This window comes from Synechococcus sp. ROS8604 (genome assembly GCF_014279655.1).
Classification (GTDB): Bacteria; Cyanobacteriota; Cyanobacteriia; order PCC-6307; family Cyanobiaceae; genus Synechococcus_C.
Map to the genome: position 1 here is coordinate 1,660,805 of NZ_CP047946.1, position 15,277 is coordinate 1,676,081.

The 15,277-nt window shown below is 52.3% G+C and carries 21 protein-coding genes; 9 read left to right on the forward strand and 12 right to left on the reverse strand.

Annotated elements, in window-relative coordinates:
- Window positions 1-12: 12 nt before the first annotated feature.
- Window positions 13-447, forward strand: coding sequence for a 23S rRNA (pseudouridine(1915)-N(3))-methyltransferase RlmH (locus tag SynROS8604_RS08735; RefSeq protein WP_186543686.1), 435 nt, complete (start codon window positions 13-15; stop codon window positions 445-447).
- Between the two features lie 36 nt (window positions 448-483).
- Window positions 484-1,215, forward strand: a complete 732-nt coding sequence (locus SynROS8604_RS08740; RefSeq protein ID WP_186543687.1) for an SGNH/GDSL hydrolase family protein — start codon at window positions 484-486, stop codon at window positions 1,213-1,215.
- A 33-nt stretch (window positions 1,216-1,248) separates the two neighbouring features.
- Here SynROS8604_RS08740 and SynROS8604_RS08745 read toward each other — a convergent pair whose 3' ends face one another.
- Window positions 1,249-1,650, reverse strand: coding sequence for a hypothetical protein (locus tag SynROS8604_RS08745; protein ID WP_186543688.1), 402 nt, complete (start codon window positions 1,648-1,650; stop codon window positions 1,249-1,251).
- Window positions 1,651-2,031: 381 nt separating this feature from the next.
- Between SynROS8604_RS08745 and SynROS8604_RS08755 the strand changes: the two genes are divergently transcribed.
- The 3 genes from SynROS8604_RS08755 to SynROS8604_RS08765 all read left to right on the forward strand — a co-directional run bounded on the left by SynROS8604_RS08755 (window position 2,032) and on the right by SynROS8604_RS08765 (window position 4,595).
- On the forward strand, window positions 2,032-2,772 hold the full coding sequence (locus tag SynROS8604_RS08755) for a GAF domain-containing protein (RefSeq protein ID WP_186543690.1): 741 nt from the start codon (window positions 2,032-2,034) through the stop codon (window positions 2,770-2,772).
- A gap of 88 nt (window positions 2,773-2,860) precedes the next feature.
- On the forward strand, window positions 2,861-3,304 hold the full coding sequence (locus tag SynROS8604_RS08760) for a LexA family transcriptional regulator (protein WP_006852864.1): 444 nt from the start codon (window positions 2,861-2,863) through the stop codon (window positions 3,302-3,304).
- Window positions 3,305-3,320: 16 nt separating this feature from the next.
- On the forward strand, window positions 3,321-4,595 hold the full coding sequence (locus tag SynROS8604_RS08765) for a Y-family DNA polymerase (RefSeq protein ID WP_186543691.1): 1,275 nt from the start codon (window positions 3,321-3,323) through the stop codon (window positions 4,593-4,595).
- An 81-nt stretch (window positions 4,596-4,676) separates the two neighbouring features.
- On the opposite strand, the gene SynROS8604_RS08770 is transcribed toward SynROS8604_RS08765, so the two are convergent.
- From SynROS8604_RS08770 to dnaG, 6 genes are all read right to left on the reverse strand, one after another.
- Complete coding sequence (locus SynROS8604_RS08770) at window positions 4,677-5,438, reverse strand: FAD-dependent monooxygenase (RefSeq protein ID WP_255444972.1); 762 nt, start codon at window positions 5,436-5,438, stop codon at window positions 4,677-4,679.
- A complete protein-coding gene (locus tag SynROS8604_RS15890) occupies window positions 5,360-5,800 on the reverse strand; it encodes an NAD(P)/FAD-dependent oxidoreductase (RefSeq protein ID WP_255444973.1) in 441 nt (146 codons plus the stop codon). The genes SynROS8604_RS08770 and SynROS8604_RS15890 overlap by 79 nt, the downstream gene beginning before the upstream one ends.
- 296 nt (window positions 5,801-6,096) lie before the next feature.
- Window positions 6,097-6,396 carry a hypothetical protein gene (locus SynROS8604_RS08775; protein WP_186543692.1) on the reverse strand — a complete coding sequence of 100 codons (300 nt, stop codon included), beginning with the start codon at window positions 6,394-6,396 and terminating at the stop codon, window positions 6,097-6,099.
- Window positions 6,396-6,653, reverse strand: coding sequence for a hypothetical protein (locus tag SynROS8604_RS08780; RefSeq protein WP_186543693.1), 258 nt, complete (start codon window positions 6,651-6,653; stop codon window positions 6,396-6,398). Before SynROS8604_RS08780 ends, SynROS8604_RS08775 begins: the two co-directional genes overlap by 1 nt.
- Window positions 6,654-7,023: 370 nt before the next feature.
- Entirely contained in the window at window positions 7,024-7,224 is a 201-nt protein-coding gene (locus SynROS8604_RS08785; protein ID WP_186543694.1) for a hypothetical protein, read from the reverse strand.
- A 217-nt stretch (window positions 7,225-7,441) separates the two neighbouring features.
- Window positions 7,442-9,523 carry a DNA primase gene (gene dnaG, locus SynROS8604_RS08790; RefSeq protein ID WP_186543695.1) on the reverse strand — a complete coding sequence of 694 codons (2,082 nt, stop codon included), beginning with the start codon at window positions 9,521-9,523 and terminating at the stop codon, window positions 7,442-7,444.
- Between the two features lie 81 nt (window positions 9,524-9,604).
- On the opposite strand from dnaG, the gene SynROS8604_RS08795 reads away from it, so the two are divergent.
- Window positions 9,605-10,519 (forward strand): DMT family transporter, encoded by a 915-nt coding sequence (locus SynROS8604_RS08795; protein ID WP_186545907.1) that lies wholly within the window; start codon window positions 9,605-9,607, stop codon window positions 10,517-10,519.
- A gap of 24 nt (window positions 10,520-10,543) precedes the next feature.
- Here SynROS8604_RS08795 and SynROS8604_RS08800 read toward each other — a convergent pair whose 3' ends face one another.
- Window positions 10,544-11,011, reverse strand: coding sequence for a hypothetical protein (locus SynROS8604_RS08800; protein ID WP_186545908.1), 468 nt, complete (start codon window positions 11,009-11,011; stop codon window positions 10,544-10,546).
- 624 nt (window positions 11,012-11,635) lie between these two features.
- On the opposite strand from SynROS8604_RS08800, the gene SynROS8604_RS15895 reads away from it, so the two are divergent.
- On the forward strand, window positions 11,636-11,770 hold the full coding sequence (locus SynROS8604_RS15895) for a hypothetical protein (protein ID WP_255444974.1): 135 nt from the start codon (window positions 11,636-11,638) through the stop codon (window positions 11,768-11,770).
- A 361-nt stretch (window positions 11,771-12,131) separates the two neighbouring features.
- On the opposite strand, the gene SynROS8604_RS08805 is transcribed toward SynROS8604_RS15895, so the two are convergent.
- Both SynROS8604_RS08805 and SynROS8604_RS08810 read right to left on the reverse strand, forming a co-directional pair.
- Complete coding sequence (locus SynROS8604_RS08805; protein ID WP_186543696.1) at window positions 12,132-12,626, reverse strand: hypothetical protein; 495 nt, start codon at window positions 12,624-12,626, stop codon at window positions 12,132-12,134.
- A 194-nt stretch (window positions 12,627-12,820) separates the two neighbouring features.
- On the reverse strand, window positions 12,821-13,342 hold the full coding sequence (locus SynROS8604_RS08810) for a nuclear transport factor 2 family protein (protein WP_186543697.1): 522 nt from the start codon (window positions 13,340-13,342) through the stop codon (window positions 12,821-12,823).
- Between the two features lie 141 nt (window positions 13,343-13,483).
- Between SynROS8604_RS08810 and SynROS8604_RS16230 the strand changes: the two genes are divergently transcribed.
- The gene (locus SynROS8604_RS16230; protein WP_186543698.1) at window positions 13,484-13,672 is read left to right on the forward strand and encodes a hypothetical protein; all 189 of its coding nucleotides are present in this window, start codon (window positions 13,484-13,486) and stop codon (window positions 13,670-13,672) included.
- 1 nt (window position 13,673) lies between these two features.
- On the opposite strand, the gene SynROS8604_RS08820 is transcribed toward SynROS8604_RS16230, so the two are convergent.
- Window positions 13,674-13,841, reverse strand: coding sequence for a hypothetical protein (locus SynROS8604_RS08820; RefSeq protein WP_186543699.1), 168 nt, complete (start codon window positions 13,839-13,841; stop codon window positions 13,674-13,676).
- 335 nt (window positions 13,842-14,176) lie between these two features.
- Between SynROS8604_RS08820 and SynROS8604_RS15905 the strand changes: the two genes are divergently transcribed.
- Window positions 14,177-14,308, forward strand: a complete 132-nt coding sequence (locus SynROS8604_RS15905) for a hypothetical protein (RefSeq protein ID WP_255444976.1) — start codon at window positions 14,177-14,179, stop codon at window positions 14,306-14,308.
- 288 nt (window positions 14,309-14,596) lie between these two features.
- Here the strand turns inward: SynROS8604_RS15905 and SynROS8604_RS08825 are convergent, their stop codons facing one another.
- The gene (locus SynROS8604_RS08825; protein ID WP_255444977.1) at window positions 14,597-15,214 is read right to left on the reverse strand and encodes a hypothetical protein; all 618 of its coding nucleotides are present in this window, start codon (window positions 15,212-15,214) and stop codon (window positions 14,597-14,599) included.
- Window positions 15,215-15,277 lie beyond the last annotated feature (63 nt).

The window sequence follows — 15,277 nt, forward strand, 5'->3', positions numbered from 1 at the left end:
GGATCCTCAGGGATGAATCCGTCTCGCTGCCGGATTATTGCCATCGGGAAAGTTCGCAAGAGCTGGGTTCAGGAAGGAATCGAGCTCTATCGCAAACGTCTTCCTGGACTCACGATCGTTGAGTTGCGTGATGGCACTCCCGAAAAAGAAGCCGAATCGATTCGCCAGGCCCTGCGAAGCGATGAGTGGCCTGTGATGTTGATGGAACAGGGTGAAACGCTGACGTCGATCAGCTTGTCTGAGCGACTCCGCAGCCTTGGATCGCAGCGACTTGCCTTCGTGATTGGCGGTGCTGATGGCTTAACAGCAGAACTCAAGGCCCTGGCCCACTGGAAACTCAGCCTTTCACCGATGACCTTCCCCCATGAGCTTGCAAGACTCCTCTTGATCGAGCAACTGTTCCGAGCCCAAGCGATCCAGCAAGGCAGTCCCTATCACCGTGCGTAACCAGGAAATATCATTGTTGGCCTCCTACTTGTCGTGATGCTGTCTTCAGATCAAGCATCGATCCCATCTTTGGAGGCAGAGAGCATGGAGCCAAAAAGTATTTTGTGTTTTGGAGACTCCAACACCTGGGGAATGGCGCCTGATGGGAGTGGTCGCTTGCCCTTTGAAACTCGCTGGCCCAATCGACTACAACAGATTCTGAATCAGCAAAACCCTCATCATCAAACCTGGACTGTCTTTGAACAAGGCTTGAATTCAAGAACTTGGGTCATGGATGATCCCCTAGGTGCGGTTAATTATGGTGGCGACTACAGCTGCAACGGCAGGCAAGACTTGCCCATGATTCTCCATAGCTGCAAGCCTCTTCATGTTGTCATTCTTGCGCTTGGATGCAACGACTGCAAAAATCATCTAAATCTTTCTGCCGAAGAGATCACTTCTGGAGCAAAAATCCTGATTCATGATGTGCGCATGTCCTATCAATGTGGACCACGTAATTCCAATCACCCCCCCGCGATTGTTTTAGTCAGTCCTGGAGTCATCCAAACCACGCCACAATCTCTTGCGTGGGGATTTAAAGGAGCAACTGCCAAGTCCCGTTTACTTCCCTCTCTGTATCGCAACCTTGCAGAACAAGAGTCGGTGTGTTGTTTCGATCTACAAACTGTCGCTGAAACGTCTCCTCTAGACGGTGTTCACTTCGGTGCCGATCAGCAGGATCCCATTGCTGCTGGATTGGCAGCACTCATCCCAACGATTGCATCGTGAGGGCGTTTGAGCTCCCTGTTCAGCCTCCGTTCTCTATGACGCCTCCAGGACGCTGAACGTAATCGGCTCAAATTTGGCGATGCTCACACTCCAACAACGTGAGCTGATCGCTAGCAGTCCCCGCTGAAAGGCTGCGCTATCCCCTGTGGTGAGCCAGGTTGCTTTGAGAAGCGGTAAATCCTCAGGCAAATGCTCCATGCCAAGTTCGGCCATCAGCAAACTTCCGGGCCCCGCTTCGCGTTGCAAGGGTCCTTGATCACTGCGTTGCCAAACGCGAAGAAGGAGTTCCAAAGCCAGCTCACAGGCGATCTGCACAGGCACCCCCGCCTCATCTTGCGTCACATCCTGCGGCAGGGAGCGTCCCCCGAGGGGCATCGCCCGTTTTCCATTCTGCTCAAACAAGGCGATGGCAAGGAGGTAGGGAGAGTCGGCCATCAGCAGCAGCTTCAGAGGTGATCATCTTGATCGATTCGAACTCCGAACCACGACTTTCGCCTGATGCCACAGCTTTGCGCCTAATGCCACAGCTTTGCGCCCACAGCAAACGCTCATAACTCCATACAGAAGAATCAGAACTGGGCTTACAAACGCTGGATCGGCCTGTTAGCGGCTCCAGACTCAAAGTACGGCTGATCCCAAGGCTCATGCCCATTGGACGTTACAACCGTCAGATTAAGTTAACAATTTTGTTAACTCTTACAAGCCAATAACGGAGAACAGCGCCAAGCTTCAGCCATACAAAATAAACTTTTATTTTGCTTTATGCACTTATAGCTATTTACGCTCAAAACTATAGAATCAGCCAATGTTCATCACTTGAAAAAGCCTGAAATTCCCATAAACGAGTCAGAAAGGCTGAAAGCGCTGAATGAGTATAGAATTCTTGGCACAAAGCCTGAAGAAAATTATGACGATATCACCAAAATAGCTTCTTTAACTTGTGGTACTCCAATTGCTCTTTTGAGCCTTGTTGATTCAAATCGTCAATGGTTTAAAGCCAAGGTTGGCATTGAGGCTGAAGAAACTGTTCGCGATTGGTCATTCTGCGCCCATGCGATTCACTCCTCCGAACCTTTAATCGTTGAAGACGCATTAAAAGACGAGCGATTCTTTGATAACCCTTTAGTGCGAGGTGAGCCTAAAATCAGACTGTATGCAGGCTTTCCTCTGCAAAATGACGAAAACCTCAGAATTGGCACGCTTTGCGTGATCGACAGAGAGCCCCATGGCCTGTCCGATACACAGTTCAACATCATGCAATCTCTGTCAAGACAAGCCGTTGCTTTTCTTGAATTGAGGAAGAGATCCATCAATTTAATTGAATCTTTCTGCTCACATACTGATGAAGGCAGCTTCATCTCAACATGTTCTTATTGCAGGAAAGCAAAAGATACTGAAGGGCATTGGCAGCATCTGGATCAGTATTTATCGACACGCACGAATTTAAACTTCAGCCATGGCATCTGTGATGCATGCATAGAAGAGCATTTCCCTGATGTCCTTGAGGTCTGGGAAACAGAAAAGAAGAGCAAGGACTTGCAAAATCCAACCCTATAAGGGAAACCCTGCTCCGCTGGCATGGCCCGAGCCACAGCACAAGCACTAGAACGCTTGTACCATTAAGCGATCGTCAGTGTGCGCTTCCGTGAATTCGGATCGGATATCGCTTCAGCCACCCCAGCCTTTGCGACTCCAACGGAAAGGACTCAGCCTTCCTCTGGCGAGTGATCAGGTTGCCGCAGGGTTTCCCTCCCCTGCTGATGACTACATCGATGTGGGGATCGATCTCAATGAACAACTCATTCGCCATCCAAGCAGCACCTTCTTTTTGCGCGTCAGCGGCGATTCCATGACGGGGGCGGGCATTCACCATGGCGATCTATTGGTGGTCGATCGCAGCCTCGACCCTCGTCCCGGCCGAGTGGTGGTGGCTGTCCTGGATGGCGCCTTCACTCTCAAACGTCTCGCTCGCTATCGCGGCCAACTACGCCTGGAAGCGGCGAATCCTGACTATCCCCATTTAGACCTCCATCGTTGCGGAGATGTGCAGATCTGGGGCGTCGCGATTCACGTGATCCATCCTCTTTAGCGCTCAGGTCGTCGCGATGAACCAGGTCACGGCTCTGATTGATGCCAACAATTTCTACGCCTCGTGCGAGCAAAGCCTGGATCCAGCCCTGATCGGCAGGCCAGTGGTGGTGCTCTCAAATAATGATGGCTGCATCGTGGCCCGTAGCGCGGAAGCACGCGCTCTTGGCATCGCCATGGGCACCCCCTATTTCAAAGCGAAGCGCCATCTGGAACAGCACAATGTTGTGATTCGCAGCTCGAATTACGCGCTCTACGCCGACATGAGTCAGCGGCTAATGAGTTTGCTGGAAAGCCAGGTTGAGGATTTGGAGATTTACTCCATTGATGAGGCGTTTGCCCGGCTGAACCGCCCCTCGGACGGAAATTTGCATCCATGGGCACAGCGGTTGCGAACCCTGGCTCGACGCAACCTCGGTTTACCCATTGCCATTGGTCTCGGGGCCAGCAAGGGACAGGCCAAGCTGGCCAACCGCCTGGCGAAAGTGGTGCCAGCCCACGCCGGACTCTTTGATCTTGGCTTGTGTCCTGATCCCGATCGCTGGCTGGAAACAATTTCCATTGAAGACGTCTGGGGCATCGGCCGCAAACTCGCCCTCTGGTGCCGAATGCGGGGAGTGGTCAACGCACGGGAGCTCCGTGATATGCCCAGTGGCTGCCTGCGCGCTAAGGCCGGCGTAGTGGGAGTTCGGCTGCAAAAAGAACTGCAAGGTCATGCCTGCCTACCGCTTGATCTCGACCCCTCTCCGAAGCAGGAAACCTGCGTAAGCCGCAGCTTCAGCCATCCGATTACCAGCCTGGAAGAGCTCCGCGAAGCGATCGCCACCTATGTGGTGCGAGCAGCGGAAAAACTGCGCAAGCAACATCAACGCACAGCGGCTCTCACGATCTACACGCGCACGAGCCCATTCATTCCATCATTTTATAGCCGAGCTGCCAGCACCAGCCTCGATCTACCCAGCAACGACACGCGGGTGTTGTTAGCAGCTGCCTTACCTCTGGTGGAACGCATTTTTCAACCGCACCGTCCGCTGGCGAAGGCAGGTGTTCTGATGCAACACCTGCAGGGAATCGATCAACTGCAACAGCATCTATGGGTGCCCTGTACGAAGGAAGAGCAGCAGAAACGGGAAAGCTTGATGGCAACGGTCGATCGTCTCAATCACCGCTATGGGCGAGGCACCGTGCAATGGGCCGCCTGCGGTCTGGATCCGAGCTGGGCCATGCGACGCGAACGGCTGGGTCGAGCCGCCACAACTCGCCTGAGCGACGTGCCTGTGGTGCAGGCATAAACAATGAATCTCTCAAAAAAATCCGAAAGAGCGCCGTTTTTCATCAACACCACAAACAAAGATCGAAGCCATTGGATTGATTCAATGACCAGTCACCATATCAGTCACAATCTGATTCCACTTCTTCTCTGGCATGTTCTTGAACATCCAATCACGAACCCAGCCTTTAAGATCACCATAAGTGGATACATCAAGGCCGCGTCGTGATTCCTTAATCACTGAATCTGCTGCATGCTTACGCACCACTTGGAACTCTTGAAATATGGCAGGAACTGAGCGACCAGAAGCCATCAAATCTGCAAGAAATGCAGCATCAGCAATCGCTGAGCAGGCTCCCATTCCGGCATAAGGACTGGTGGCATGGGCAGCATCACCAATCATCAAGACACGATCACGGTACCAAGGAGATAAGGCCAAAAGATCGCCAGCCTGCGTAGGCACCATTTGATCTTCATCAGTCCATTCCAGACAGGACTGGATCAGCTCAGGAAGAGGCTTCATACGCCTAAGAATCTGATCTTTTTTGGACTCAGTTGCACGAGGGATATAGTTTTTAAAAGCCACATACCAGCGGGTTTCACCATGCCCGAGATCAGCAACTCCTGCTTTCACCCCCGGCTGCCAAAACTCCATTTGAGTGTTCAATGGTAACAATGGAGGCCTTTGATTAATCACTGATATCCAACCACCAGAACCAAGCATTCTGAGCTGAACTCCTGGATGAATAAACGTTCTAACAACACTATTAGAGCCATCACAGGCGATTAGAACATCACCTTGGTCCGAGCGACCATCAGCAAAAGTTGCGCTCGCCTGATCCTCAACACTAGAGACGGAACACATTCACTGCCAAGAATTAAATCATCACCGACCATTCTAGACAGCAATTCAGAAAGGCGAAATCGATTAATTTCATAACTATCCGCTCCCTGCAATCGCGACATCGCACCGATTGGCATCTCACAGACAAATCTTCCCTTTCGACCATGGATCCGAAATGCTTCGAGGGGAGTGCCTACCCCATCAACAGGAACACCCAAGTCTTGCAAGATTTTGATCGCATAACTCCAAATCAGAAATCCTGTTTTCTGATTTGGAAAATGATTATATCTTTCATGAACAGTGACAGGAATACCGTGCTTCTTAAGAGCTAAGGCAAGCGTGAGTCCAGCGATCCCTCCGCCTATGATCAATACCTTCATCATCAATCCCAGGAACTGGGCCCAGCAGGCAAACCAGCCAATCTGAGCATTTAAGAGAAATTTAGAGCATAAAAACATCCAAGATCAACATTAGCAACAACAACTTAATACCTCCACCAGCAGCAGCTTCGACTACCCTGATGTTGTTCAAGCAAAGTGCCTATGGAAAGCCTCCTACGTCGCTGCCCAATCAGACGATCATAATGCCAAACACACCGAATCAATTGGCAAAAAAACGATGATCTAAATGGCAACTCTAATGATCTTTCTTACCATACATACCAACGAATATTCAACACTTACAACGCATCTTGCAATAGCTGCACTTCTAATTCACGTCGACTCAGCAATAAAACCATGCGATATCCATGGCTGTTAAGACCTGTCTGTTCTCGCACAAGATCTGTGTGAGCTAGCGCCAGGCCACAGGTTTCAACAAATAAAACGGGAAGACTACCGGCATGACCACTCATGCCTTGAAGATCAAGAGCCTGACGAACTGCTTGCTGTGCTTTCTCAGATCCCAATCGTTCCACAAAAGCAGGCCAGAGGTGGTTCACTGGCGTGTAGGTCGAGAAGTCAATCGTGGAATCAGCCATCAAACGGGCAATTGCTCAATCGCGACTGCAATCATCTGAGGCGTCACCGTAATCACTTCAAGGGCATCCTGATTGTCAAGATAGGAATCAAAGGATGCGAAACGCTCAATACAGGGTTTAGCACCCTCGACAGCACACGCCTCGATCCAATCATTATTTTCAGGCTTCACCACCACAAAGGACTGAAGGGCTTCATCGAGATCGCCACCATCGCCGATTCCTTCTCCATGCCAGATCGCTTCAAAAAATTCAGACATCGCTGAGGAGAGCTGTTCATCCATTATTAGCCATGCAAGATTTCGAGGACTGTTGCAAGCTCTACGCAAGCGCAAACGCCATGGCGTGTGGTAACAGGCCCTGAGATCAGAGCTGCCGCAGCTGTTAGCGCATCGAGCTGAGTCACCCCAACAAGCGAGTTTGTGCGGCTCCAGGCTTGAAGAGAACTGGTCGCTTGCCCATCGCAATGACAAGATCAAATTAGTCTTTCACTGATTCCACCAATCCACCAAAATAGTTTGCACTAGGTTTTAGATAGAAGCAAAAAAGATTGCCAAATAAAAAGCCCTGCTACCTGCAGGGCCAAAAAGACTGTCACTCGTTTATGCAGAACCAGTCTGTGCGGGCGTTTTATCGCTGGGTCTTCTGGTAAGCCTCCACAGCTCTAGCGATGCAGTCTTCGTCGGATTGAGTTGCTTCACTGTTTCCAGCTACAGCTGCGTTGCAGTTCTGAGTGATATGGCTCATGACTGAGTCAGGCACCCCAGGAGCAGCTGTAACAGCAATGGGTGCTGCAAGAGCAACAACGAGTGTGGCGAGCGCAGTTTTCATTGGGCTTAAAAAACACCCTCAATGTCTAGCTGCAAAAAAACACTGCGGCATCATCGAGAAGGCCAAACGGAGGGTTCTCCGTCTCTGGTTGCCATCTTGAACACGCCGTCGAATCAAATGGCACATGTTCGCAATGAACCACTCGCGTTCCTCAAGGGACGAGGAACCCTGATGTTGCGAAATCAAGACATAGAGGTGCTGGGCTAGCGCCAATCCATCAAGCCGCAGGAGGAATGGATTCAGGGGGATTAGCAACAGCAACCTCATAACCAGCACAACGTTGTTGATCAAGATGCTGAATATGCTTCCTCTCGGAGTAATACAGCTCTTGCAATCGAAGTGCATCAGCATTCAATTGTTCAAACATCTCCTGAATACGACCTTCCATATCCACTGCCTCTGCCGTCGCTGTCTGGTCTTGCTCATTAGCAATGAGTGAAGCAATGCACCGTTCCAAAGTCTCAAGCCGTTGACCACCCCAGGCTTCCAGCAGGTGACGGCAGCGTTTATGGCTTTTCTGTCGTTCCAAAATCGCCGCGGTGCCTCGCAAAACATCCATAGGACGCGCCAACGCCAAACGCTGTAGCTCAGCGGGTTCCAAAAGTGGCGTCAACCTGGCGACCAAGGCACTGTTTTCCAGCAACAGCTGATCGGTGAGCAAACGGGGTAGATCAAGGTCGGACAACTCATGACCAGGATCCGTCCCCCGACTGATTGCCTCCAACCGACCGGAGCCGATGTTGCCTTCCTCAAGATCGGTGATCGCAGACCACAACAGACGGTGGTGCTGAAGGGCAAAGTCTTCCAACTCCCGTTGGCGTAATTCGCAACGCACCTGGGAGCGATGCATCGGACAATGCAAGTAAATACGCAGGATCTCGGCTTCACAACGCTCTCGCTGGCTGACTTCACCAGCCTTTTCATGCCGGGCTGAACGTCCATGCCAGCGCTGACCTTGCACCTGTTGGCGCAAGTCCTGCTCCAACTGCAACGCCAAACGGCCTTGACCACCGCTTAACCGCTCCGCAACTTGCTGGAGGTAGTGCGTGCGGATTGCAGATTGAGGCAGCTTGCCTAACAGCTCCACCAACCCGCTAACGGCTTGTTGGAACTGATCAGCCTTGGTCAGATCACGGTCTTCCAGCACCTGTTCGATCTGCCAATCGAGCCAAAGCGGGGCCTGATCAAGCAGGGCGCGATAGTCCCCAGCGCCGTGATCCTTGAGGTACTCATCTGGATCCTTCCCAGAGGGTGTGTGGAGCACTCGCAACTCCAGCTGTCCTTGAAGCGCAAGCTGCTCCACCTCACCGATCGCCCTGTTGGCAGCGCGGATTCCGGCACGGTCAGCATCAAAATTGAGAACGATGCGTTTGCCATCACTACATCGGCACAGTTGGGTGATCTGTTGACTGCTGAGGGCGGTACCAAGCGAAGCCACAGAGTTGGTGATTCCCGCCGCATGCAAGGCAATGACATCGAAATAACCCTCCACCACCACCGCTCGATCGTCCTTGCGGATCGCATTAGCCGCCTGATCAAGCCCGAAGAGGTGCTTGCCTTTTTCAAAGACCTCTGTTTCCGGAGAATTCAGGTACTTGGGATCGCTGCCATCAAGGCTTCGACCGCCAAAACCGATGACCCGACCCTGCCGATCGCGAATCGGAACGATGACACGGCCACGGAAGCGGTCATAAAACCCGTTGCCGCCTTTCCGTGGAACAACCAGGCCCGCTGACTCAAGCAGCTCTGGCGATAACCCCTCTACGTGTTGGAGATGCTTGAGCAAACCATCCCACTGATCAGGGGCATAGCCGAGCTCAAAGGTCTCCATCGTGGCTTCGCTCAAGCCACGTTGATCGCGCAGGTAAGCCAGGGCATCGGCGCCCGATGCACTCTTGAGCTGACTGCGAAACCAACCTGAGGCGAGCGCCAGGGCACGATGTAAATGGTCACGCCGTGACAGTTGTTGACGGAGACGCTCCTGTTGAGGACCATCAACCGTTTCCACCGGCAGTTGATACCGGCGCGCCAAATCCAGAACAACGTCGCTGAAGCTCTGCCGTTGAAACTCCATCAAAAACTTGATGGAATTGCCACCGGCTCCGCAGGAGAAACAGTAATAAAACTGCTTCTGCGGCGATACCGTCATCGACGGCTTGCTGTCGTCATGAAACGGGCAAACACCAACGAATTCCCGTCCCTTTTTTTTGAGCACCACGTGCTCACCCACCACATCAACGATGTCGGCGCGCTCTTTAACGGCGTCAATGGTGCGGGGGTGTAGACGGGGCATCGCCATGTCTCCATTCTGCGAGCCCCAATGCCGTTTTGGCTGTTCATGCGTGATGCGCCATGGTTGGCAGGTGTCGTCGAAACCACCATGCAGGGGCTGTTAGGCGCGATACGAGGCAGTCAATCTTCGAAAGAGTGGCGAGCCTGCGGTGCCCTGATCGCCTGTGCGTTGGCGTTCAGTTTGATGACCGTTTGCGTGAAACACCTTGGGGGACGGCTGCCAGTGGCAGAAGTCGTGCTGGTGCGCTCCCTGATCAGCATTGCCATCACCATGGCGATGCTGCGTCGTCTCAAGGTCTCGCCCTGGGGCGAACAACGTGGGTTGTTGTTGATCCGTGGAGGATTAGGGACCGCCGCGTTGTTGTGTTTCTTTGAGGCCCTCGCTCGGCTTCCACTCGCGGCAGCAACCCTGCTGCAATACACCTACCCAACGCTGACGGCACTAGCTGCATGGTTGCTATTAGGCGAGCCGATCCGACGCCGAATCGGCATCGCTGTGTTGCTAGGCCTAGTAGGGGTCACATTGGTGGTGCAGCCGGAATGGGTCGGGGGCACGATGGGAAGCCTGCCCGCCATGGCGGCACTGATTGGCCTCGGTGGTGCGTTGCTGACGGCACTGGCTTACGTGAGTGTGCGCCAGCTATCGGTTCAAGAGCACCCTCTAGTGATCGTCTTTTACTTTCCCCTGGTGTCTGTACCTGCAACGCTGCCCTTGCTATGGGGCCAAGCCACGCTGTGGCCCAATCCAACGGAATGGCTCTGGCTGATCGGGGTTGGATTGTTCACTCAGATCGGACAGATCTGGTTAACAGAAGGCCTATCCGCCCTGCCTGCAGCCCGCGCCACCTCGATTAATTACGTCCAAGTGGTATTTGCATCCCTGTGGGGCGTGTTGTTTTTTGCTGAGCCGATTACGAGCGCTGTAGTGCTTGGAGCCTTGTGCGTCTTGGGGGCAACGTTGATCAGCCTGAGCGCCAGGACGGCTCGAAAAGCAGAAGCCTGAAGCCTTTCGAACCCGGAATCAGAGCTAATCAATCGGCAAAGGATGGGTCATCCAATCCTGAGAGGTCCCATCACTCGAACCAACCGGTTGGGCTAGACGCCAGCTTTGGCCCCGTTCACCTCGCTCTAAAAAGAGCTCAAAAGGACTATCTACACGCACGGAATCAGAGGGAAGTCTCCAATCGAATCGCCCAGTGAGATGGATTCCACGTTGCTCACCGAGCCGGATCGATTCCTGCTCTTCCACGCGCACACGACTCACTTCAGGCACACCAACGGGCTCTAACTCCAGGGAGCGAGCAATCGCTGTTTGGGTTAATTGAATTTGAAGCCCCAGCGCTTTCAGCAACACACCACGTGGAGGTTGATCGGATGGTCCACATCCGGTTAATCCAAGGTTCAGTAGCAACACCATGCAAACAACGAAAAAACCTTGCGTGCAGCGCTTGAGCGCTGTCATCCAAACATTCAGGCTTGGCAGGACAGGCAGCATGAGCAGTTGGGGGTGTTCCGTAACCACGGCATAACTTCGCAGTCCTGCCAATTAATACAGAGCACGATAGTTGCCAATTGGATCACTATTGATGGCCATAGAGCAGTGGCGGAGCATAAAAAATCCGCACGAGGCGGACGAATGCTGAATCATTGCTGAGACAAGACCCAATTACTTTTTCTTGGCAATCCGTACAGATTGAGGATTGAGAGGGCAGGCCAAGGCGTGAAACGGTTTGTGATGACCTTCAAAAATCAAACTCCCCATCGGTTGAGCATGAGCGGTATGGATTTCCATGAGCGAAAGTTTGGCTGCATTCGTTCTACAAACTCGTTGAGCAAGCTGCGATAGGTACAACCGCCCATCCATGCGGTTGCGGGACCACTCTGACAAGGCTGATCGGAGGCTGGAATCAGGAAAAGAGCAATGGTCAGAGGGCATCTAGGGGAACCAATCAAGACACCACCGCTACACAAGAGAGATGCATGTTTGACCGGTTTTCATGATCGCGATGGATTCAGTTTTGCCGTGTTGATGCCTTTCTTCAACAAAACATCGATCAACACTTGTCTGTAGCCATGCGCTGAATCGTCTAGCTGATGAGGCACGCCATTCCTAATTTCGGTGGTTTCTGCTGTGAAGGCAATGCGCCTTTACACCGATGGCAACGCTGCACGGCTACCGCAAACTATGGGCATCGAGATCGGAGGCGCTTTGACAGACGACACTCCACCTGAGTTATCAGCAGAAGCAAGCTGACTTCAGGTCCCTGCTCCAACAGTCTCAACAAGACGTGGGTTGTTCCTTTGGTAGGCAATGCCTTGCGCGCCACGCCAATCGATGCTCCAACTGCACCGTCCTAGGTGCCCCAAGGAGAAAACGACCCCACACCTAGAGCCCCGGCCCCAGGTGATCCTGCAGACAGTCGCTTCGCACCAATCTTTCAGTTCACTGTTTTCGATACGAGGTTCAGGCTTCCGCGATACAGATTCACTGATTAATGGTCTGCGATATGCATAAACGAGCGAGTTAGGCCGTCTTTCCTATCTGGGAGGGGCGGCCTCTCTTCATGGATGAGCCGTGGTGATCAACAGCTGGATCCAGGTCTCTGATGCGCAGCTTATCCCCCCCTTCGTTCTCCGAGCACGAAAGGGTTGTAGGCGATCGAAATGCCGAACTCTTCAGCAAATTCAACCACCCTGCACCAGGCGCGGGCGGTCTGAACAGGGCGATCATTCGAGGGCCTCATGATTCCAGTGAGAATCACAGGAGCCTTTCCGGTCTGCAATGACATCTCCAATAACTCCCAACCCACATCGGCCTGAATGGCATCGGCTCGGTACGTAGGAGCAACATCGAGGGACCCCACGAAAAATCGCTTCAGACTGGTATCCCAAGCGTAAGAAATGTCATAACGAGCCAAAAGATCAGCGGCTACAGCCCAGGACGAATCCAGTCGTAGCCAGTGGCGGTCCAATGCAGATACATCCTGGCGGCCATGCAGATTGCATCCCATCCGTTCAACTCTGACAAGCAGGGACGCTCCGCCAATGTCTCTGCGTTCTTTCTCAGTCTTCAGCAGGGTGTGTATCGCTACAAACAAAACCATGGACATGCAAGATCCTTTGCGCAGCGGCGTCGAGCTGCTGACAAAAGGGAGAGCACGAGCGGCCTGAGAAACCGCTCGTTTTTTTGGCCTGTTTTTTTAGGGTAAAGATGGCTGACTAACAGAAGCCGATGGGACAGGTTTCTAAGCATCAACGAAACGACTGACAGGCCTTTACATCACACCAAAAAGGAACGGTGAAATTAATGGTTCATGACCTTAAGTAATCGCTCTGCAGCAGTCGGATCAATGGGGAGACCCTGGGGGTTTAAGAGCCCGAGTTGCACCAGCAGTCCAGCCTGATCCCAATAAATGTGCTCGTAGGCCACCTTCTCGTCTTGAAGGCCAACAATGACAACAAAAGCGATCGTTACTTTCCTCCCAGTGGGTTCCACTGCGGGAAGAAGGTGTTCGATTTTTTGGGTGTGGGTAAATTTGATCACCACCTCATCCACGAGGCGCTCTCCATCAATGGTTCGTGACACCGGCACGAATTCTGCATCGGGTGGAAAGAACTGGCCGATTAACTGTTCTGCATAAAAGCGACGAACGCCTTCTTGACCCACTCCGCCTGAACCGGAACCAAGGTTAAGGAGATGCGGACTATCCACCATGGTTTCCATGGTGGCATCCAAATCTGCTGCAAGCTCTGCCTGCACGTGCGCATCAAACAGTTCAGAGGCAAGGAAGTGACCAGCTTCAACAGATGCGATTATTTTTGACATGGCATTCCACTATCTTTTTGTTTTAAAAAAGTAGCTCTAGCTTCGCCTCCCCGTCAGCCCCCTAGCGTTTCACCCCATCTCGGGTGCCCAGCCTGCTCTGCTCTGCCAGGTAGGTGCCCATAGCTTGCAAGTCTTGGTGAGGTGCTGGCCCTGCTGCAGCTGCTGCTGCCGGATGTTGCAAGCAACCAGCGTGTGGCAGTGCTGATCAACACCATGCCTGAAGTGCTGGCACGCCACGCACACATTGGAACACCGGCAGTTCTGCAGCTCCCGATCATCCACATAGCTCCACTCCTCCATAACCCCCTCGCTTTAGTACAGACGTACTAGCCTAAAGGGTGGAAGTCGTGGCGCTGGAGTCCGCAACAGCCACCCCCTCACGAGACACGCTGAACGCAGGCAAAGATTTGCCGGAGCGAACCCACCACACCGGCGCTGGTGAACGCCCAACCAGAGACAGCGGCCAGGGAACGAAGCAGCAGTCAAAACGAAGAGACAAAAGAAAACCCCGCCAAAGGCAGGGTTTCTCGACTTCTTAACAGGCGTGTTGCCTTGTTTCCACTCCGCGAAGAAGCACTCCTCACAAATCAATTGTGCTTTGCGATTGGCGCTGTGCCACTTTCTGCCAACACTTAGGTGACTGTTACAAGATTTCTGGATTTAATAGCACCGTCAACCATGACAAAGGATTGACTCCTCACACCCCCCAAAGAAGGCTTCGTCGCCTTCTTTTTTTATGCCTGCTACCTGGAGACCCACAAGCAAAACAGCCGGGCTTTACCTTTCGTTACAAATGGCCTAGGCTTTGTTTCATAAAGAAAAAAGCCCCATCCGATGACCGATTACTCAACTGCCATCTTTGGCCTGATCGCCTTCACCGGAATTGTTTCCGCTGCCGTGGTCTACATCCTTGCCCAGCCTTCCGATCTGCCAGTCGTGAAGAACGCAAAAGCATCTCAAAACTGAGCCCCCTACTGAACACTCCTTACCGGTTCAACCCATGGACACCCAAGATCTTCTCGTGCTTCTCGTGAGCTTCGGGACCGCCTGCTTCGCTCTTAATATCTACAAATTGAATCAAGCGCCTCAACAGTGAGCCTTACAAAGCTTCACCAGCCTATTGCTGTATGTAAATCGTTCCTTGGGCGGGATCTGCGAATGAACGTCGCTTGAGTGAGCGATCTTCCAATTAATAAAAAAAGATCTCTTTCCGAGGAGATCTTTTTTTATGCCGGAAATTTCCTTTAAGTCGCGTTAGCCGAGCCAACTTAAAAGCACCTGCTTTAGAGAAGGAATGTTCCATTTTTGCAGCTCTTCATCTGCCGCCCACTGAATAGCCCGAACCCGTTCTTCTGGGTAATGAAAGGCCTCAGTGATCTTTCGAAAAAGAGCGAGCTCTTGGGCATTGATGTCTGACAAATCATCTTGATCTCTGGAGACCATGGCCGTGAGATAGGCCAACTTGACGGCAAGATCTCGTTCTTCCTTAGACTTGAGTGCAATCAAGCGCTTGAAAAGATCATCATGCTCAATCCGCTGAGTACTTCCCCTTGCCACGCTGATGTTGCGTGACGGCAATGAATAACCTTCAACCAAACGGTTTTTCAAGGCATCACGATCTTCCTGAAGGCCATGGCTATCAATAAGAGACAGGATCAATTCCTCTTCTTCCTGAGACATTGAGCCATCGCAGTAGGCAACCTCCTGGACAAGCTGAAGCAGGGTTATGGAGCTACTATCGTTCATCTTCAAGGCATCTTCTTCCCGACCTTCTAGCATCATCTCTTCGTAAAATGGGGTCTCGTAATCGACATTGAGGATTGGGAGGGGGACACGACATTTGCCGAGAAGAGCGGCGATCCGCCACACCATGGATGCCGCACAGATCCAGCCCCCTTAAGGAAGCCAAAGACTTGGCATTGCAGTGATCACACT